The organism is Salinispora oceanensis, from assembly GCF_000383575.1.
In the GTDB taxonomy this organism is placed as follows: domain Bacteria; phylum Actinomycetota; class Actinomycetes; order Mycobacteriales; family Micromonosporaceae; genus Micromonospora; species Micromonospora oceanensis.
The window spans coordinates 3700247-3720070 of sequence record NZ_KB911579.1; the positions used below are offsets into that span (position 1 = coordinate 3700247).

16 protein-coding genes are annotated in these 19824 nt (G+C 72.0%); 4 read left to right on the forward strand and 12 right to left on the reverse strand.

Annotation, left to right across the window (positions count from 1 at the left end):
- The 11 genes from SALPAC4_RS0117190 to SALPAC4_RS0117245 form a co-directional block, all read right to left on the reverse strand.
- Positions 1-453 (reverse strand): GNAT family N-acetyltransferase, encoded by a 453-nt coding sequence (locus SALPAC4_RS0117190; protein WP_018737548.1) that lies wholly within the window; start codon positions 451-453, stop codon positions 1-3.
- Between the two features lie 44 nt (positions 454-497).
- Positions 498-2069, reverse strand: a complete 1572-nt coding sequence (locus SALPAC4_RS0117195; protein WP_019871370.1) for an alpha/beta hydrolase — start codon at positions 2067-2069, stop codon at positions 498-500.
- A gap of 30 nt (positions 2070-2099) precedes the next feature.
- Positions 2100-3209, reverse strand: a complete 1110-nt coding sequence (locus tag SALPAC4_RS0117200; RefSeq protein WP_019871371.1) for an ATP-dependent DNA ligase — start codon at positions 3207-3209, stop codon at positions 2100-2102.
- A 113-nt stretch (positions 3210-3322) separates the two neighbouring features.
- Entirely contained in the window at positions 3323-3805 is a 483-nt protein-coding gene (locus SALPAC4_RS0117205) for a GNAT family N-acetyltransferase (protein ID WP_018745473.1), read from the reverse strand.
- 152 nt (positions 3806-3957) lie between these two features.
- Complete coding sequence (locus SALPAC4_RS0117210; RefSeq protein WP_019871372.1) at positions 3958-4878, reverse strand: DNA-3-methyladenine glycosylase family protein; 921 nt, start codon at positions 4876-4878, stop codon at positions 3958-3960.
- 1102 nt (positions 4879-5980) lie between these two features.
- A complete protein-coding gene (locus SALPAC4_RS0117220) occupies positions 5981-6370 on the reverse strand; it encodes a VOC family protein (protein ID WP_019871376.1) in 390 nt (129 codons plus the stop codon).
- A gap of 70 nt (positions 6371-6440) precedes the next feature.
- The gene (locus tag SALPAC4_RS0117225; protein WP_019871377.1) at positions 6441-7298 is read right to left on the reverse strand and encodes a spermidine synthase; all 858 of its coding nucleotides are present in this window, start codon (positions 7296-7298) and stop codon (positions 6441-6443) included.
- Positions 7298-8284 carry a hypothetical protein gene (locus tag SALPAC4_RS0117230; RefSeq protein ID WP_019871378.1) on the reverse strand — a complete coding sequence of 329 codons (987 nt, stop codon included), beginning with the start codon at positions 8282-8284 and terminating at the stop codon, positions 7298-7300. The genes SALPAC4_RS0117225 and SALPAC4_RS0117230 overlap by 1 nt, the downstream gene beginning before the upstream one ends.
- A 28-nt stretch (positions 8285-8312) precedes the next feature.
- Positions 8313-10787: an AAA family ATPase gene (locus SALPAC4_RS0117235; RefSeq protein WP_019871379.1), complete on the reverse strand. Its 2475-nt coding sequence runs from the start codon at positions 10785-10787 to the stop codon at positions 8313-8315.
- Positions 10787-11935: an exonuclease SbcCD subunit D gene (locus tag SALPAC4_RS0117240; RefSeq protein ID WP_018732624.1), complete on the reverse strand. Its 1149-nt coding sequence runs from the start codon at positions 11933-11935 to the stop codon at positions 10787-10789. Before SALPAC4_RS0117240 ends, SALPAC4_RS0117235 begins: the two co-directional genes overlap by 1 nt.
- A 13-nt stretch (positions 11936-11948) precedes the next feature.
- On the reverse strand, positions 11949-13691 hold the full coding sequence (locus SALPAC4_RS0117245) for an ATP-binding protein (RefSeq protein WP_019871380.1): 1743 nt from the start codon (positions 13689-13691) through the stop codon (positions 11949-11951).
- A gap of 160 nt (positions 13692-13851) precedes the next feature.
- Here SALPAC4_RS0117245 and SALPAC4_RS0117250 point away from each other — a divergent pair, with 160 nt between their 5' ends.
- Positions 13852-15537: an alpha/beta fold hydrolase gene (locus SALPAC4_RS0117250; protein ID WP_019871381.1), complete on the forward strand. Its 1686-nt coding sequence runs from the start codon at positions 13852-13854 to the stop codon at positions 15535-15537.
- A 98-nt stretch (positions 15538-15635) separates the two neighbouring features.
- On the opposite strand, the gene SALPAC4_RS0117255 is transcribed toward SALPAC4_RS0117250, so the two are convergent.
- Positions 15636-16382, reverse strand: coding sequence for a pyrimidine reductase family protein (locus SALPAC4_RS0117255; protein WP_019871382.1), 747 nt, complete (start codon positions 16380-16382; stop codon positions 15636-15638).
- A gap of 150 nt (positions 16383-16532) precedes the next feature.
- On the opposite strand from SALPAC4_RS0117255, the gene SALPAC4_RS0117260 reads away from it, so the two are divergent.
- The 3 genes from SALPAC4_RS0117260 to SALPAC4_RS0117270 all read left to right on the forward strand — a co-directional run bounded on the left by SALPAC4_RS0117260 (position 16533) and on the right by SALPAC4_RS0117270 (position 19817).
- On the forward strand, positions 16533-17078 hold the full coding sequence (locus SALPAC4_RS0117260) for a plasmid pRiA4b ORF-3 family protein (RefSeq protein ID WP_018732620.1): 546 nt from the start codon (positions 16533-16535) through the stop codon (positions 17076-17078).
- Positions 17079-17344: 266 nt separating this feature from the next.
- The gene (locus tag SALPAC4_RS0117265; protein ID WP_019871383.1) at positions 17345-18631 is read left to right on the forward strand and encodes an ABC transporter substrate-binding protein; all 1287 of its coding nucleotides are present in this window, start codon (positions 17345-17347) and stop codon (positions 18629-18631) included.
- A gap of 217 nt (positions 18632-18848) precedes the next feature.
- Positions 18849-19817: a carbohydrate ABC transporter permease gene (locus SALPAC4_RS0117270; RefSeq protein ID WP_027644330.1), complete on the forward strand. Its 969-nt coding sequence runs from the start codon at positions 18849-18851 to the stop codon at positions 19815-19817.
- Positions 19818-19824 lie beyond the last annotated feature (7 nt).

Here is a 19824-nt window from a genome sequence, read left to right on the forward strand (position 1 = left end):
TCACAGCGGCAGCTTCATGCCCTCGTGGCTGGCGACGAAACCGAGACCCAGATAGAAGCGGTGCGCCTCGTGCCGGGACTTGTCGGTCGTCAGCTGGACCAGCGCACACCCACGCGCCCGCGCCTGGTCGACCGCCCAGGCCATCAGCTGCCGGCCCAGCCCTCGTCCGCGCTGGTCGGAGCGGACCCGGACCGACTCGATCAACTGTCGCTCGGCGCCGTGCCGGCTGAGCCCAGGAATGTAGGTGAGTTGCATGCAGCCCAGCACCTCGCCGCCGGCCTCGGCGACGACGAACTGGTTGCGCGGGTCGGCCGTGATCTCCGCGAACGCCTGCTCGTAACGGGCGTCAACCTGCCCCACCTCCCGGGTGCGCCCCAGCCGGTCATCGGCGAGCAGGTCGAGCACGGTGGGCAGGTCGGCCCGGGTCGCCTCCCGAAAGATCACATCGCTCATCCGGGGAGAATGACACAACGGCGGCGCCCCGGCCGCGACCGAGGTCACTGGGGCGGGCAGCTCTTCCCCTCAGCTGGCACGGTCAGGTCAACCAGGTACGCGTCCACCGCCGCGCTGATGCAGTCCGTCTGCGGATAGGCGGTGTGCCCCTCGCCCTCCCAGGTGAGCACCCGACCCACGCCCAGCATCTCGGCCAGCGCCGGGGTCTGCTCGTAGGGGGTCGCCGGATCCCCCGTGGTGCCCACCACCAGGATCGGCGGCGCCCCGTCCGCGGCTCCGGTCGGGTACGGGTCCCGGCCGCCGGGCCACTCGGTGCAGGTGAGCAGGCCGACCGCGAGCGCCGGACCGAACAGCGGGTACTGCTCACGCCACTGCGACTGGAGCTCCCGGATCTGCTCCCGGCTCGGCTTCTCCGCCTCGTCGGCGCAGTTCACCGCGAGGTTCGCGTCGAACAGGTTCGAGTAGGTGCCGTCGGGCTCCCGACCCGCGTACCCGTCGGCGAGTTGGAACACCCCGGTCGCGTCCCCGCCCGCCAACTCGTCGATCGCCTGGGCCAGCTGCTCCCAGCCGGCCTCGGTGTAGAGCGAGGAGACCACCGCGTAGAAGATCCACCCCGGAGTCGCCTCCCGCCCATCGCCGCCCCGGACCGGGGAGACCCGCGCCTTGTCGATGGCCGAGGTGACGGCCTCCCGCGCACCGGGAGCGATCGGGCAGCGGTCGGGGTTGGTGGAGCACCACAGGGAGAAGTTGTCGAAGGCCCGCTCGAAGCCCTTGGCCTGGCTCTCCGAGCTGGCCACCTGGTCCAGTCGAGGGTCAACGGCCCCGTCCAGCACCAGCGCCCGCACCCGGTCCGGGTGGAGCTGGGCGTAGACGGCGCCGAGCAGGGTGCCGTACGAGTAGCCGAGATAGGTCAACTTCTCGTCGCCGACGGCAGCCCGGATCGCGTCGAGGTCGTGGGCCGCCTGCTCCGTGCCGTACAGCTCGAGCTGGTCGCCGTAGCGGTCGCCGCACTCGCGCCCGATCTGTTGGTTCAACTCGACGAGACCGTCGAAGGACTGTTCGCTCTCCGGATCCGGGTCGTAGCCGAAACTGGCGTCGAGGTTGGCGTCCGAGATGCATTTCACCGGACTGGAACGGGCGACCCCACGCGGGTCGAAGCCGATGATGTCGAAGCGGTCGGTGACCGCGGTGGGCAGGCCGCCGAGCGCGGCCGGGAAGGAGAGGTAGACGGCGGTGTCCACGCCGGAGCCCCCCGGCCCGCCCGGGTTGATCAGCAGCGAGCCGATCCGGTCCCGCTGGTTCGTGGAACGGGCCCGCAGCAGCGCGATCTCGAAAGTCTCCCCGGCGCCCGGGCCGGCGGTGGCGGCGGCGCCGTCGGCCCAGTTCCGGGGAACCTGGATCCGGGTGCACTCATAGCGCATGCCCGGTGCGGTACGCCCCACCAACTCCTCGGCCACCTCCGGACAGGCCTGCCAGGTCGGCCCGGCGCCGGACGGCCCCGAGGGCTGCGCCTCGGTGCGCGGCGCGAGCGCCGGCAGGGTGCAGCCGGCGGCGAGAAACGTGCTGGCCAGGAGGAGTACGGCCGGGGCGAACCGGCGGGCGGGGCTGCGAACCACGGGGTGGACCTTTCGGGTCGGGGTAGCCGGCTACGCCGACCCGGACGTGGGAGCGCCGTGCTCCGGGTCGCCCCGGAGCACCTGATCCACGTCGAACCGGACCGGACGGTCGAGCTGGTCGTAACGGCAGGAACGGGGCTTGCGGTCCGGGCGCCACCGGACGAACTGGGCGGTGTGCCGGAACCGGTCGCCCTCCATCGCGTCGTAGCTAACCTCGACCACCAGCTCCGGTCGCAGCGGCTCCCACTCCAGGTTCTTCGTGCCGGTCCACCGGCTGACCCCGCCCGGGATGCGCTGACCGCGTTGGTGGTCGCCGTGCACCCAGGGATGGTCGTCGCCGGCTCCCCGGTATGGCTCCAACTCGTCCACCAGTTCCTTCCGGCGGGCCATCGGAAACGACGCGCTCACCCCCACATGATGCAGGACGCCGGCGTCGTCGTAGAGCCCGAGCAGAAGTGAGCCGACCACCGGGCCGGACTTGTGCCAGCGGAAACCCGCCACCACGACATCGACCGTGCGCTTGTGTTTGACCTTGAACATCAGCCGTTTGCCCGGCTCGTACGGCAGGTCGGCGGGTTTGGCGATCAGGCCGTCCAGCCCCGCCCCCTCGAACCGGTCGAACCAGCGGTGCGCGGTGGCCGGGTCGGTGGTGATCTGGGTGACGTGCATCGGCGGCGCGACACCGCCCAACGTCGCCTCCAGCCGGGACCGCCGCTGTGGGTACGGCTGGTCCAGGAGCGACTCGTCGGCGAGAGCGAGCAGGTCGAACGCCACGAAATCCGCGGGGGAGGTCTCGGCGAGCAGGTTTACCCGGGAGGCGGCCGGGTGGATCCGCTGGGCCAGCAGCTCGAAGTTGAGCCGGGGCTGCCCGCCTGGCCGATCGCGCTGGATCACGATCAACTCGCCGTCAACGACGCAGCGCTCGGGCAGCTGCCGGCGGGCCTGCTCGACCACCTCGGGGAAGTAGCGGGTCATCAGCTTGCCGCCCCGGCTGGCCAGCTCGACCTCGGCACCGTCGCGGAACACGATGCACCGGAAGCCGTCCCACTTCGGCTCGTAGGTCATCCCGGACGCGGTCGGGATCCGTGGGACGCTCTTGGCGAGCATCGGTTCGACCGGCGGGCTGATCGGCAGCTTCACGGCGACCAGTCAACCAGACGGCGCCGACAGCCGTGGGGAGGAACACCAGCCACGGCTGCCCCCTTCCCGGGCGCCGAGCAGCCTTGGGCCCGGGTGGGCGCGGGCCTCTGGATTTAGCAGCGGGACGGCACTGTCTTCTCCAGCAGTGCCAGCGGCACGCCGTTCGGGTCCTTGTCGTGGCCCACCAACCGGTAGCCGGAGCGCTGGTAGAGCCGCCGACTGCGCACGCTCTCTGCCCCGGTGAAGAGGGTGAACCGACACACCCGCGCGCCCGCCACCGTCTCGACGGCGCGTAACAGGCGGCCACCGATGCCCCGACCCTGCTGGTCGGGGACGACCGCCAGCCGGCCGATGGAGGCGATGACACCATCGACGCGCACCCGGACCGAGCCGACGAGTCGATGGCCCAGCCGGGCGGTGAGCACCATCTGCGGGCCGGCGAGCACGGCCCGAATCTCGTCCAGGGTCTCGGTGAGCGGCGGCAGGAACGGGTCAGCGTAGCGCTGCGCCTCGGCCAGGTACGCGGCGAGCTGGACGGTGAGGATCTCCCCGGCGTCGGCCGGGGTCGCGGGAGCGATCAGCGGGCGAGCGGTCACCGGCCCAGCCAACCACAGCGTCGCGACCCCATGGTGCCCGAGTCTCTTGACGACAGTCCGCTACCGGAGCTGGTAAATATCGTTACTGCTGGATGTCGCGAATGGTGGGGGTCGTGCCGACTTGAGCCTGCCGCCGCGCGTCGGCGGGACGGCTAGAAGCGCGCGAACGAGCGCAGCGGTGCCCGCGGGCCGAACTTCGGAGCGGTGATGCCGGCCGCCGCCAGCAGGACGCAGACCCGGCCCCGGTGGCCCCGGAACGGTTCGAGCAGGGCCAGCATCCGGGCGTCGTCGCCGCGCGTCTCACCGGCGAGGGCCCAGGCCACCGTGTTCGGTACGTGGTAGTCACCGACGCACACCGCGTCCGGATCGCCGTAGGCGACGCGGACCACCTCCGCCGCGGTCCACGGGCCGATCCCCGGGACGGCGGTGAGCCGGCGGGTGGCCTCGGCCGAGTCGGCGCACCGCTCCAGCCGGTCGGCCACCGCGGCGGCCCGACGCAGCGTGTCGGCGCGGCGCTGTTCGATCCCGAGGGGGTGGAAGGCCCAGTACGGGGTGGCCGCCACCGCCGCTGGCTCCGGCGGCAACAGCAGGGGCTGCATCGGCCCGGGGGCCACCGCCCGGAAGTGGCGGACCGTGGCGGCGTACGCGCGGTACGCCTCCTTGCCGGTCACCCGCTGTTCGAGGATGGCCCGGAACACCCGGGGGAAGACCTGGCCGCTGGTCGGCAGCCGCAGCCCCCGGTGCCGGGCGGCCAGGTCGGCCACCACCGGGTGCGCGGCGGCCAGCTCGGCGAAGCCGGTCAGGTCGTCCCGGAGGCCGGCGAGGGCGTCGGCCTGGTGCACCACCCAGTCGGCCCCGGGGCCGTACCCCTCGGCGACCAGGTGGCCGGCCTCGGGACGCAGGGCGAGGGTGGCGGGTCCGTCCGGGGTGCGGGTGGCCCACCAGAGGGCCCCGGCGACGATCCGCGCGCAGGGGTCGTACGGGCTGAAGGTGAGGGCCCGGACCGACGCGGCCAGCCGGTACCCGACCGGCGGGTGCAGCAACCGGCGGGCGGTGGGATCGGTCCCGGACACCCCGACATGCTGCCACCGGGGCCGACTGACTGTCGCCGGCGGGTACGCGGACTGTGGCCTGGCTGGCTCTCCCCCGGGGCCCGCGCAACATGGGCCGGCCGGGAGGCCGAACTCGGCGTCGCGCTGCCCGCCGACTTCAAGGAGTTGGGTCGGCGGTTCTTGCCGGGGGCGTTCTCCGGGTAGCTAAGCCTGCTGCGGCAGGCCGCAGCGAGTTTGGCGCGGAGACCTTCGCCCCGTACGGAATCTATGGCCCCGACACGGGACCGGGCCTGATCCAGTGGGGTATTGACGAGACCGAGGGGACCACTTCTGGCTGGCGGACCGCTCCGTCGAGCCGGACCGATGGCCGGTGGTCTCCCGGACGGAGGCCGGTGAGCCGTGGCACCGGTTCGACATGTCGACGGTCGAGTTCGTCTACCGGATGATCGCAGACCGGAGTTCAAGCGTTCACGAACCGGAGGAGCTGATCCATGACCGCAGTCTCGCGCCTTTAATACTGAAGGTCGTCTGGGGTGGTGGTGCCAATGTCAGTGAGCCATTCCGCGCCAAGAGGCCAGTGCGGCAGGTAGCGGTCCGGCTTGTTCGGGTCGGCCGGGACGTCGTGGCAGCGAAATGCCGCAGGACCTTGAGCTGATCTACTCAGCGCCAGCCGTGAACGGGCACCCGAGGGGGCAACCGGGCACCCGAGCGGGCAACCGGGCAACCGGGCGTCGTCCTGCCGTCCAGGTGGTTCTGTGTCGCCCGCTGTCGAGTTGCCCTCATGGATGGGGCGCAGGAATATCCCGCGCCTGCTCGCGCAGCGCCCGTCGGTGCCTGGCCTACCGCCGAAGGACCGCCCCGGCCGCCCCGGCCGCCCCTGGTCACAGCCGAGCGGCCGCGTCGACCGTGGTTGGGCCGGCGGAGCCGGTGGGTCCATGCTGGTCGAGTCGTGGCGGCGCATCCGCCTCGATCGACACTTCGGTCTATTCCGGCCGATAGCTTCTGCTCGCGGTGGCTCGGGTCGGGCCTTGGCGTGGTCCCGCCGGTGGGGCAGCTCGACAGCGAAACCGTTGGCACCCTAGCGGCCAGCTCTAGATGAGGAGGCCGGCAGCGGCCGGCGGTTCTAGCCGGGGAACTGCTCGAACATGAGCTCGTAGCCGTCCGGGTCCAGGCCGTAGAAGATGCGCGCCCATCCGACGTCTTCCGGATCGAGGGTCACGGTCAGGCCCTCCTCCCGCCAGAGCCGCCACGTCGCGTCGAGATCCGTGGTCGGTACGACGAGGACGAAGCCGAGACCGGCGGGGCCCTGCCTGGTCTGCTGCCCGCGCTCGACGTGGTGATAGCCGTGCTGGTGCAGATCCGACAGGATGAGCCAGGTGTGACCATAGGTCAGGTAACGCAGATTCGCCTGCTCGGGCTGTGGAAGGTGCCGGAAGCCGAGCCGTCGGTAGAGATCGAATGACCGGTCGAGATCGCGTACCCGCAGGCCAACCTTCAGCTGCTTCCTCGGCATTCTCGTCATCGTATAGACGCTGCGGATCAGTTGAAAGTGGCCGGCTGCTCGGTGTCGGGGGTGCGCCGGATCAACCACCGACCGAGAAGATCCCCGTCGGGGGCGGTGCGGAGTCGGTGGCGTCGGTGTCGTGGACGACCGGGGCGCCGCCGGTGAACCGGACCAGCTCCTCGCCGGCGAGCACCCGGCCCGGGAACCAGTCGCCGGAGACCCGCCGGGTCAGCTCGGGCACCGGCGGGGTGCTGCGGCCGGCGAGCAGCACGAGGTTGCCGAAGCGGCGGCCCCGCAGCACCGCGGCGTCGCCGACCAGCGCCGCCTTGGGTAGCGCTGATCGGACGGTGGCGACCTGTCGGCGGGCGTGCCGCAGCGGCGGGCCGTCGGCGATGTTCGCCAGGTACCAGCCGGTGGGTCGGAGGACGCGGGCCACCTCGGTGGCGAACTCCACCGAGGTCAGGTGGGCGGGGGTGCGGGCGCCGGCGAAGACGTCGGCGACCACGATGTCGATGCTGGCGTCCCGGAGGCCGGTGAGGGCTTCCCGGGCGTCGGCGACGCGTACCCGTAGCCGTGGGTTGGGGGGCCAGGGCAGCTCCTGGCGGACCAGCTCGACCAGCGCGCCGTCCACCTCGCAGACCCGTTGGGTCGAGCCGGGACGGGTGGCGGCGACATACCGGGGCAGGGTCAGCGCGCCGCCACCGAGGTGCAGCAGGCGCAGCGGGGCGCCGGCCGGGGCGAGTAGGTCGATCGCGGCGCCGAGCCGGCGCACGTACTCGAACTCCAGGTGGGTGGGGTCGGTGAGATCCACATGTGACTGCGGGGCGCCGTCGAGCAGCAGCGTCCAGGAGCCCGCCCGGTCCGGGTCGGGGACCAGCTCGGCCATCCCCGTGTCCACCTCGACGGCGGCCCGGTCGGTGGGGCGTTGGCGCCCCATCAGAGCGCACCGCCGGGTGGCTGCGCGGCGGCGGGCGTGGCGCTGCGCGCGGCGGCGACCAGGGCGCGGTGCAGCAGCCGGGAGTCCCCGATCATCCGTCGCAGGCGGCGTTCCAGGCCGGCGATGGGGATCAGATTCTGCGGTGCCCGAGGGTCCTTGTACGGGGTGGAGGCGAAGCGGGGCAGGGTCACCACGGACAGGTCCGCCAACGCGACCGCCGCCGCGATGTCCAGCTCGGTGGAGCACTCCACCCGCACGATGCCCGCCCAGGGAGCGCCACCGGCGACCGGCAGCCGCAGGTACCACGACCAGCCGCCCCACGCGGTGCCCAGCCGGAACACCGGGGAGCGCTGCCCGGCCGTCAGCCCGGTGACCACCGCGGTGAGCCGCGCGTCCAGGTATTGGCTGTGTTGGGTCTTCACGTAGCCGAGGGTGCGGGGTAAAAGCCGCCGGTTGCGCAGCGGCCCGTCCACCACCAGCAGATCCTCGTCGCTGCGGGCGGCGCTGGAGACCGCCACCTCCAGCGCGGTCAGCGGGCCCTGCACCGCCGCCGGCAGCTTGGCCAGCTCGCCGCTGCCGCCAACCTGGTGCACCGGGTAGTGGACGTTGCCGGCGTGCACGTCCACCGCGGACGGGCTGGCGGTGAAGAGCCCCCGCTCCACCCGGGCACCGGCCAGCTGGGCGGCGCCGCGCTCCAGGTCACAGCGGACCACCCCGGCCGCGTACGAGGCGGCCAGCCCCGGGTACGAGACCCCGTCGGGCTCGGTCAGCCACAGGCTGGCGTCGTTCCGGCGTACCCCGTCAACGAGGAGCACCACGGCCGGGGCGTGCACGCCGGGCCGGGGCCCGACCGCCCGCCAGTCGACCGCGGGCAGCTCGTGGTCGGCCTCGACCCGGGCGCTGCTGGGCGCGGCCGGGCCGCCGGCGGCGGCCTCGAACGAGGCCCCGTACGCCGGGTCCCACGCGTCGACGAAGAAGCGGGTCACCCGGGTCGCCTCCGCCCACCGTCGGCGTTCACCGGCCGGTCCGTTCGATCCGGGCCGACCGGGCGTCCTTGCGGACCTCGAAGCGGACCGGTATGCGCTCGGCCAACGCCGGCACGTGGGTGACGACGCCCACCATCCGGTCCCCCCGCGCGGCCAGGTTCTCCAACGTGGCGGCCACCGTGTCGAGGGTGGCGGTGTCGAGCGTGCCGAATCCCTCGTCCAGCACGATGGACTCCAGGCTGGCCGCGGTGGTCGACATCCCGGCGAGCTGTTCGGCCAGGGCCAGTGCGAGCGCCAGCGAGGCCTGGAAGGTCTCCCCGCCGGAGAGGGTGCGTACGCCCCGGCGCAGGCCGGCGTCGTGGTGGTCCACGACAAAGAACTCCCCCTTGTCGTGGACTAGGTCGTACTGGTCGCCGGAGAGTTCGCGCAGGATTGTCGACGCCCCGTCCACCAGCAGGTCGAGCGCCTCGGCGAGCAGCCACCGTTCGAAGTTGTTCGCCCGCAGGTGCCCGGCGAGCGCGCGGGCCACCTGCGCCTCACGCTCGTAGGTGGCGCGCTGCTCGCGCAGCTCACCGGCCTGCTCCCGGCGGCGGGTCACTTCCCGCAGCTGCGCCTCGGCCCGTTCGAGGGCGACCGCCGTGTCGCGGCCTGGGTCGTCGGTGGCCGGCACCCCGGCCGCCTCGAGGAGCCCGCCGATCCGCGCTTCCACCGCGGCTACCTGCGCCTCGGCCGCGCTCACCGCCGCCACCCGGTCGGCGCGCTCGGACCGCCGCCGCGCCACCTCGGCGGTGGCCCAGTCGGTCAGCGTCGTCCACGCCGCCGCCACATCCTCCCGGTCGGTGGCCGGCGGGCCGAAGCGGGCCAGCCCGTCCCGGGTCGTGTCGAAGGCCCGCCAGGTCTTACGGAGTCGCTCCTGCGCGGAGTCCACCGCGGCCCGGGCCCGGCGGGCCTCATCCCGGCCGGCGCGGACCGCCGCCGCCGACTCCTCCAGCTCCTGCCGCAGCCGCCCGTGCTCGGCCAACGCCTGGTGCAGCGCCGCCGGCTCCGGGGCGTCGGCCAGCTGGGTGTGCAGGGCGGCCAGCCGCGCGTCGAGCTGCTCCTGCCGGACCCGCGTCGCCACCAGCTCCCGTTCCCGCTCGCGGACGGCGCTGTCCCGCTGCGCCACGGTGGTCTTGGCCGCCTCGCTGGCCGCCCGCGCCGCCTTACCGGCCGCGATCGCCGCCGGCACCGCCGACGTGGCCGGGATCGCCGGGACCTGGGCAACGGTCTGCTCGCAGACCGGGCAGGTGGTCCCGTCGTGCAGCGGCGCCCGCACCGCCATCGCCAGGTCGGTCGCCTTGGCCTGCTCATGCGCCTGGAAGGCCGCCGCCAGGTCGGCCTCGGCCCGCTCGGCCGCCGCCTGTGCCGCGGTCAGCTCCGCCGTCGCCGCCGCGTGCCCGGCCTGGGCCGCCGCCACCGCCACCCGGACCGTCTCGGCCTCGCCGGCCAGCTCCGCCCGGTCCTCGTACGCCCGCAGCAGCAGGCGCAGCGCGCTCTCGTCGCCGGCCGCGGCCAGCTCGCCGCGAAGCTTCTCCTCCCGCTCCTCGGCGAGCGCCACCACGGTCGTGGCCTCATCCGCGTCGGTCTGTGCGGTCGCCCCCGCCCGGGCGACCTCGGCCACCCCGGCGGGGGCGCGTACGGCGTCGAGCACGGCCAGGTCGGTGTCGAGGGCGGTCAGCGCCCCGCTCGCCTCCCGCGCCGCGGTGTGCGCCGCCGCCTGTTCGGGAACGGCGGCGGTGACGGCGGTGGCCAGCTCCCGCATCTGCTCGACGCGGGCCGACACCTCGTCGAGGGTGGCGTCGTCGATGTCGGTGAGGCCGGTGAGGGTCTGGTTGACGACCTCGAACTTCGCCTCGGCCTGGCTGGCCCGGGTCCCCGCCTTCTCCCGTACCTGCTCGTAGACGCCGAGGCCGAGTAGGTTGACCAGGATCTCCTGCCGTTTCGCCGGTCGGGCGTGCAGGAAGTCGGCGAACTGCCCCTGCGGCAGCAGCACACAGCTGGTGAACTGCTCATACGGCAGCCCGACCGCCGTCAGCACCGCGTCTTCCATCTCGGCGACCGTGCCGGCGAGCACCTCGCCCAGGTCCTCCGGGCTCAGCCCGGTGTCGAGCTTGGCCGGGTCGAAGCCGGGCGGCATGAGCTGGAGGCCGGCGCCGGAGGTCTTGACGTTGCCCCGGCTGTCCCGCCGGACCACCCGGGTGGCCACGTAGCGGTCGCCGGCCGACTCGAAGACCAGCCGGACCCGCGCCTCGGCCGCCGACGGGGCGAGGGCGTTCGCCAACCCGCGGGTGCCGCCCCACCGGGGTACGGTGCCGTAGAGCGCGAAGCAGATGGCGTCCAACACGGTGGACTTGCCGGAGCCGGTCGGCCCGACCAGCGCGAAGAAGTCGGCGTCGGTGAAGTCGATCGTTGTCGCCGCCCGGAAGACGGTGAAGCCGTCGAGATCCAGTCGCATCGGCCGCATCAGTGCTCGACCTCCTCGAAGAGCTCGTCGAAGAGCCCCCGGACGTCGTCGTCGGCGTGCCCCCGGTCGTCCAGGTAGTCGCCGAAGAGCTCCCGCGGCGACCGGCCGGCGCGCTGGGCGACGCGGGCGCCGCCGCCGGGCGCGGACACCAGCTCCGGATCGATCCTGATCTCCAGGGCGCGGGGGAGGAGCTCCTGCACCTCCTCGCGGAGGCCGGCCCGGGGCTGCTCCCGGACGAAGACCCGCAGCCAGGCGTCGGGCACCTCGACCTCGGCGAGCTGCGCCAGCGTGCCCCGGACGGTCCGCAGGGTGGCGGCGGCGGGGATGGGCACCTCGCGCACCTGGGCGGCCGTGGTGGCGGACACCTCGACCACGGTCACCGACGGGACGTTCTCCTGCTCGCCGAAGTCGACCGCCAGCGGGCTGCCGCTGTAGCGGATCGGGCACCCGCCGTCGACCCGCTGGGCGCGGTGCAGGTGACCGAGGGCGACGTAGTGCGCGGTGCCGGGGAAGACCGTCGCCGGCACCGCGTAGCCGAGGACGGTGTGCGCGTCCCGCTCGCCGCCGCCGGTCGCCGCCCCGACCACGGTCAGGTGGGCGGTGACCAGGTGCACCCGGTTCGGCTCGGTGAAGCCCTCGGTCAGCCGGGCGACGATCCGCCCCAGGTGGTCGGCGTACGTCTGGTTCGCCTCGGCGGCGGTCAGCTCATACATCTCCACGGCCCGGACCGCGTACCGCTGGGACAGGAACGGCAGCGCGGCGAGCTGCCAGCGTTCACCGCCGCCGGTCGTACCGTCGATGATGTGCTCGTCGGGGTCTTCGCGGACGTTGCCCCGCAGGGTGATCCCGGCGGCGTCGGCCCACGGCCGCAGCGCGTCCAGCGCCGCGCCGTTGTCGTGGTTGCCGCCGATCGCGACGACATCGGCGCCGGTACGGCGCAGCGCGGTTAGCGCCCGGGTGACCAACCGGGTCGCCTCGGGGGTGGGGGCGGCGGTGTCGTAGAGGTCGCCGGCGATGATGATCAGGTCCGGCGCTTCCCGCCGGGCCACCTCGATCACTCCGGCGAGGACGGCCTTCTGCTCCTCGGCCCGGGACTGCCCCTTGAGGACCTTGCCGACGTGCCAGTCGGAGGTGTGCAGGATCTTCACGGCTCAAATCACCTCAGAATGGGATGTCGTCGTCACCGGAGCCCACCACGGCGAACGGGTCGGCCGACTGGGTGATCGACCGGAGGGTCTGGGAGGGCGCCGCGCCCGCCTCCGCGACCCGCGTCGCCCAGGCGGGGAACGGAAACTCCAGGCAGAGCGGCACCGGGATGTCGGGCTGGTTGACGAACATCGTGCCCGGCTTCGCCAGCAGGGCCCGCTGCCGCTGCGCCGGCGGGAGGAAACCGTACTCGGGACGGGAGGCTTCGGCCGGGTCGAGCCGACCCACCACCCGGACCGCCGAGTTCGTGACGATGCGCCGCTCCACCTCGCTGGCGGTCTGCTGCGCGCCGACCAGGATCACCCCGAGGGAGCGGCCCCGCTCGGCGATGTCCAGCAACACCTCCTTGATCGGGGAGGAGCCCTCGCGGGGGGCGTACTTGTTCAGCTCGTCGAGGACGACGAAGAGCAGCGGCTTGGCCGTGCCGGTCTTTTCCTTGCGCTCGAACTCGCTCTTGAGCGTCACGCCGACCACGAACCGCTGCGCCCGGTCCGGCAGGTTGTGCAGGTCAACCACGGTGACCTGGGCTGACTCCGCGGTGTTGATCCGGTGCGGGCGCCGGGTGGCCAGATCGCCGCGGATCAGCCGGGACAGGTCCTTCTTACTGCCGATCAACCGGCGGGCGAAGGCGTTGATGGTGCCGAGGCCGACCGCGCTGCCGGCCCAATCGCCCCGGGTCTCGTCGTCGTTGAGCTGCTCGACGATGTGATCGACCAGGTCGGCGTAGCTGCCGAGGCGGACCCCGTCGATGCTCACCCCGCCGTCGGCGGGCTGCGCGTAGCGGGCCAGGTGGGCGGTGACCGAGTGCACCACCATCGTGTACTGCTGGCGCTCGTCGTCGGCGTCGGCGAAGACGTACGGCAGGAGCCGGTCGGCGCAGAACTCGTCGAGCGTCCAGTAGAAGCTGTCCACCCCGCTGAGCCGGCTGCTCACATCCGGCGTGCCGGTGGCGTCGCCGGCCCGGGGCGGCGCGTAGACCCGTACGTCGGGGAAGGCCGCGGCGTCCAGACCGAGCCGCGCGTACGCCGTGCGGGTGGACTCGTCCAGCCGGGTGTTGGGGTGGTCGAGGAAGAGCAGGTCCTCGCCCTTGACGTTGAAGATCAGCGCCTTGGCGTTGACCGCGTCCCCGCCCAGGACGCCGGAGCGGAAGACCGAGTAGAGCAGGAAGGTGGCGAAGCTCGTCTTGGTGGCGACGCCGGAGATGCCGGAGATGGAGACGTGCGCGCCCCGGGTGCCGTCGAGGAAGTCGGCGTTGAGGTAGACCGGCACCCCGTCGCGGCCGGTGCCCATCGGGATCCGCCGCTCCATCCGGTCGAAGTGCAGCGCCCGGGCCCGGGCGTCCCCCTCGGCCCGGTGCACGACGGCGCCCGGCGACGGCGGAACGTAGAGCTCCGGGTCGACCCGGGTGGTGGTGATCTCGGCGGCCTCCTGCACCTGGGCGGGGAGCATGCCGTCGGCGATCGCGAAGACGTCGGAGTCGAACTGGGCGCCCTCGTGTCGGGCGCGCACCTGGGTGACCACCCCGGCGATCGTCACCGGCTCCCGGTCCGGCAGCTCGCGGCGGGTGGCCACGACGTCGTCGAGCTGCAGGAAGCTGGTGGGGGAGACCGCCGTCCAGAACTGCAGCGGGGTGGCGTCGGCGGTGCCGAGCACCCGGCCGACCAGCTCGCCCGGGCTGTCCGCGGCGTCGTCGGTCATCGGGTCACTCCGTGGGGCTGGGGGGCGAGGTCGGCAGACACGTCCTGCATCCTGCCCGAGACCTACGACCAGCCGCCACGTGACGCGGCGGAGACCACGCCGCGCCTGCTATCGGCGAATTCGCCACGAGTCAGGCGAGAGCTGGGCGATGCTGTAACGGATGAAGCTGCGGGAGAGGTGGCTGCGGGAGGAGTGGCTGCGGACGCCCCGCGGTCGGTTCAAGGCGCTGGTCGCACTGGCGGCGGTGCTACCGGCGGTGGAGGCGACGATCATCGCAGTGCTCGGGTTCCAGGCTGTGCGCGGGCTGTCGCCGCAGGTGAGCGCCGTCTGGCCGTACGGCACCTTCCAGGAGCTGCGCTGGCTGTTCGTCTACCACCGGACCATCCCCGGGTTCTTCATCACGTTGGTGGGGATGTCGGCGCTGCGGGGAGTCCTCACCACCGTCCTGGCGAACCTGGCCTGGCCGGACGACATCCCCCGTCCGTCGTGGCGCTGGCTGCTGCGGCGCAACATCTGGATCGCCCTCCTGACCGCGGTGCTCCTCTCGCCCTGGGTGGCGCTGGCGATGGCCTTCGCCACGACCGGGCTCTCCTGGTATCTGATCGCCTCGCTGCTGCCGTTGCTGCTGCTCGCCCCGTTCCTGCTGCGGGCCGGGGTGGCCGCGCACTGGTGGCGGGGTCTGCCGCGGCTCGAGGTGGTGGGCTGGGCGTGGCTGAACTTCATCGTGCTCACCATCGGCGGTGCGGTGCTGTCGGCGGTGCCCATCTGGTGGGGTGTCCCGTTGGCCGCGTTCTGGGGTGCGGTCAACGGCCTGCTCTGGCGGAAGAGCGTCGCCGCCGCTCTGGCCCCCGGCCGGGTTCGCCTCCGGCTCGTGCCGGTGGTGCCGCTGTTGGTGGCGCTCATCCTGCTCAGCTTCCCGGCGATGCCGCTGGCGGCCGAGCGGGTCCAGGGCGGGCGCGGCGGGTGGCGACCGCCGATCATGATGGAGACGTTGCCGGACTCGGTCCCGTACGCGGTGATCGCCCTGGGCGGGCACGACTCCGAGTACGACGGTGAACCGGCGGTGGATCCGCGGGTGGAGCGGTTCTCCTACCTCGGGCTGGATGAACAGAACCGGCCGTTGCCGTACACGGCGGTCGCCACCCACCGGTCATTGGGCGACAGCGCGGCCCTGTTGGCGGAGCACGTCGAGGTCCTGCACGAGCGGACCAACCGGCCGATCGCCCTGCTCGGGCACAGCGAGGGGGCCATGGTCGCCCGGACCTACCTGGAGCGGTGGCCGATGACGGAGGTGGAGGCGGTGCTGCTGTTCAGCCCGCTGGTGATGCCGGGCCGGGTGTACTACCCGCCGGCGGAGATCAGGCGGGGGTGGGGCGTCGTGGCCGGTTGGGAACTGCGCGCGCTGCAGGCGCTCTGGAACCTCACCGACACCTCGGACGAGGTGCCGGACCAGGATTTCATCCGCTCGTTGCTGGCTGACGCCCCGTTCTACCGAAACCGTACGCTCTGCCCGGTGGCGGGGGTGCGGATGGTGGCTTTCCTGCCGACGGTCACCGCGATCGAGGCGCCGCCCGGCCAGTACCACCGGATCCCGGTGTACGAGTTGCCCGCGTTCCACGGTGAGCTGGTGGGCCGGGCCGACGTCGCGGACCTGGTGCTCGACTTCCTCTCCGGCGAGCCGGTGCAGCGGTCCGAGATGCAGTACGAGGTGCTTCAGCGTGTCGGTTCGGCCTGGCAGCCACCGCCGTTGGCCCTGGGGATCAACCCGGTCTGGTCGGCGGGGCGGGAGGCGGATCCCGCCTTCACCGGCCGGATCTGCGAGGCCCGCGACGCCGGGCCGAGATAGGCGCGACGTCGGCCCAGATAGTTCCGGTGCGCGACGCCGCGCCGAGACAGGTCCGTTGGCGGTCGCGGGCGGGCGGGGTTAATCGCGGGCGGGCGGGGTTAGTCGCGGGCGTAGCGGAGCAGCAGCCCGCCGTCCGCGGCGGCGAGTACGTGCCGCAGCGGTAGGTGCCGCACCGGGCTGGGCTCTCCGGCGGTAATCCGGCCCGGACCGGCGCCGGCCAGTAGCGGGGCGACGGTCAGGCAGACCTCGTCCACCAGGTCGGCGGCGGTGAGCGCGCCGAAGAGGTGCGGGCCCCCCTCGCAGAGCAGCTGGCCGAGCCCGCGGCGACGCAGCTCGGCCAGGCCGGCGTCGAGGTCCACCCGGTCGTCGCCGCATTCGACGAGGTCGGCGACGTCGGTCAGGCCGGTCGGTGGGGTGGCGGCGGCGTGCGTGAGCACGATCGGGCGTACCGGCGCGTCGGCGAGGGCGGGATGGGTCGGGTCGAGGTTGGCCGATCCGGAGACCACGACGAGGGTCGGGCACTCCGGTAGGCCGTGTTCCTGGCGCCAGGCGCGGCGTCGCTCGTCCAGCCGCAGTGGCCGGTACCGCTCGTGGCGCATCGTGCCGCCGCCGACCACGAGGCCGTCGCAGAGCATCCGCAGCAGCCGGAAGACCCGCTTGTCCGGCTCGCCGGAGAGCCCGGCCGAATAGCCGTCAACGGTGACCGCGCCGTCCACGCTGGTCACGAAGTTCACTCGTAGGTGTGGTCGATCGGCCCGGCCGTAGCGGTCGGTGAGCGCGGCGTCGTCGAGGCTCGCTCGGGACGGCGCTGGCCAGAGGGCGGTAATTGGCGTTTCGACGGTCATTCGCTGGCCGGACCCGTGACCGGAGGGGGTGGCGGAGGGGTACGGTGCTGGCAGTCACACCAGTTTTGGCCGCGACAGTCGTCGTGCCGCCTCGCCCGGCACGCTCGGCAGATCATGGTCGCAGCTTATTCTGCGGGAGGACGGGATAGCATGCCGCGTCAGATCTTCCAGCTGAGGATTTCCCTGGCCGGGGTCCGGCCGCTGGTCTGGCGCCGGGCGCTGGTCCCGGGCGGCTTCACCCTTGACCGGGTACACCGGGTGGTGCAGCACGCGATGGGTTGGCGGGACTGCCACCTGCACTCCTTCGAGGTCGACGGCGAGCAGTACGGGGAGCCCGACCCGGACGGCGAGCTGTCGCTCCGTGACGAGCTGGACGTGCGGTTGGACGCGGTGGTCGGTAAGGGCAGCCGCTTCCACTACACCTACGACTTCGGCAACTGGTGGGAGCACGACCTGGTGGTGGAGGACGTCCTTCTGGCCGATCCGGAGGGGCGCTATCCCGACTGCTCGGATGGGGAGCGGGCGTGCCCGCCGGAGGACATCGGCGGTCCGGCCGGCTATCTGGTGCTGCTGGCCGCGCTCGCTGATTCGGGTCATCCCGAGCATCACACGTTGCGGGACTGGGCGGGGGACCGCTTTGACCCGGCAGCCTTCGATCCCGGTCGGGCGGGCACGCTGCTCCGTCGATTCTGCTGACCATTTCGTCGTTTCAGGGCGCTGACCCGGGAAAGCGCCATTTCGCGGTAGGGATCGCGGGCGCGCGGTAACGATCCGGGATTCACTCCCATCGGCCTATTGACACGTCTGACACCTCCCGGCAATCTCATGGGAGCGTTCCCAGTGGTGTGGTACGGCTCATTTGTCCACGCCGGACCGTCGTCGAATCCATCATCGTCGGTCGACGCCCCGTACCGCATCCCCATCACGACAGACGCAGCCTCACATCGAAAAGAGGGGTCAGGATGAGCCTCACCACGCGGCGTTCCCGCCTGGCGGCCAGCGCCCTTGCCGCGATCACCGCCCTCGGCGGCCTCGCGGCCTGCGGCAACGACGACGAGCCGGCCGCGGGCGAGAAGCCCAGCAAGCTGATCGTCGAGACGTTCGGCGAGTTCGGCTACGAAGAACTCGTCAAGCAGTACGAGAAGGACACCGGCATCAAGATCGAGCTGCGCAAGACCGCGCAGCTGCGTGAGTACCGGCCCAAGCTGGTGCGCTACCTGGCCACCGGCAAGGGTGCGGGCGACGTGGTCGCGCTGGAGGAGGGCATCCTCAACGAGTTCAAGTCCAACCCGCGTAACTGGGTGGATCTCGCCCCGCTGATCGACGATCACTCCGAGGACTACCTGCCCTGGAAGTGGGAGCTGGGCAAGGCGCCGGACGGCCGGCTGATGGGCCTGCCGACCGATGTCGGTAGCCTCGCCGTCTGCTACCGCAAGGACCTCTTCGAGGCGGCCGGCCTGCCCACCGAGCGGGATGAGGTGTCGGCGCTCTGGTCGGACTGGGACAGCTTCCTGGAGACCGGCCGCGCGTACAAGGAGGGCAGTGGCGGCAAGGCCCTCATCGATACGATCGTCACCGTCTCCGAAGCGGTGCTCTTCCAGCAGGGCGACGACCTCTTCTACGACAAGGAGAACAACATCATCGCGGAGACCAGCCCCGCGGTGAAGGCGGCCTGGGACACCGCGACCTCGATGGTCGAGCTCTCCGCCAAAATCGAAACCTGGTCGCCCGAGTGGTCCGGCGGCTTCAAACAGGGCAGCTTCGCGGCCACCTTCTGCCCCTCCTGGATGCTCGGCATCGTCGCGGAGAACTCCGGCGAGGCGAACAAGGGCAAGTGGGACGTGGCGGCGGTGCCCGGCGGCGGCGGCAACTGGGGCGGCTCCTGGCTGGCCGTGCCAGAGCAGAGCGCCTACCACGAGGAGGCGGCGAAACTCGCCGAGTTCCTGACCAACGCCACCAGCCAGGTGGAGGCCTTCAAGGCCAAGGGCCCGCTCCCCACCCACCTGGAGGCGCTGCAGGACGAGGCCTTCCTCAGCTACACCAACGAGTACTTCAGCGGCGCCCCGACCGGCAAGATCTTCGGCGAGAGCGTGAGCAAGATTGAGCCGATCCACCTGGGGCCGAAGCATCAGGCGGTGAAGGAGAACGCCTTCGGGCTGGCGCTTCGGGGGTTCGAGAACGGACAGGTCAGTGAGGACGAGGCCTGGCAGCAGTTCATCAAGGATGCCCAGATTCAGGGCGCCTTCTGAGTGAATCCGACCTGGTGGCGTTCGGAGACCGTTCCGGGCGCCACCGGTCGGTCCCGGACCGGGGTGCGGCCACCTGCTGGTGCGTGGTGCGTCGCGCCCTGCGCGAGGGCACCAACCCTGCCAGGAAAGGAATCCCCATGAGCTACCACAAGCGAGCCGCCGGTCGACCTGGCCTGCCAGCACCACGGGTCGGCGCCGAATGCGGCGGAGCGCTGACATGAGCCACTCGACCACCGCGGCCCCGCCGACACCGGCAGCACCACCCCCGCCCGGCGGCACCCCCAAGCGCTGGCGGCTCTCCCTGGCCCGCCTGGACATCAGGTACTCGCCGTACCTCTACATCGCGCCGTTCTTTCTGATCTTCGGCATCTTCGGGCTCTACCCGATGCTGCGTACCTTCTGGATGTCGCTGCACGACTGGGATCTGATCGGCGATCACACCTTCATCGGGTTCGACAACTACACCCGGCTACTCACCGACGAATACTTCTGGAACGCGCTGATCAACACGCTCGGCATCTTCGTGCTGTCGACCGTCCCGCAGCTGTTGCTGGCGCTCTTCCTGGCGAACCTGCTCAACCGCACCCTGCTGCGGGCCAAGACCTTCTTCCGGTTGGCCATCTTCGTCCCGAACGTCGTCTCGGTCGCCGCGGTCGCGATCGTCTTCGGCATGCTGTACCAACGGGAGTACGGGCTGGTCAACTGGCTGCTCGGGTTCGTCGGGATCGACCAGATCGACTGGGACGGGCAGACCTGGAGCTCCTGGACGGCGATCGCGTCCATGGTCAACTGGCGGTGGACGGGATACAACACCCTGATCCTGCTCGCCGGCATGCAGGCGATTCCCCGGGACCTCTACGAGGCGGCGGAGATCGACGGCGCCGGCCAGTGGCGGCAGTTCTGGCGGATCACCCTGCCGCTGCTCCGGCCGACGTTCATCTTCGTGGTCATCCTCTCCACGATCGGCGGCATGCAGCTCTTCACCGAGCCGCTGCTCTTCGGCAACGGCAACATCATCGGCGGCACCCAGCGCGACTTCCAGACCCTGGCCATGTACATGTACGAGATGGGTATCACGAATTTGAACAGCGCCGGTTACGGGGCGGCGGTCGCCTGGGCCCTCTTCATGATCATCGGCCTGATGTCGCTGCTCAACTTCGTCCTCGTCCGCCGCGCGGCCAAGTGAGGAGCCG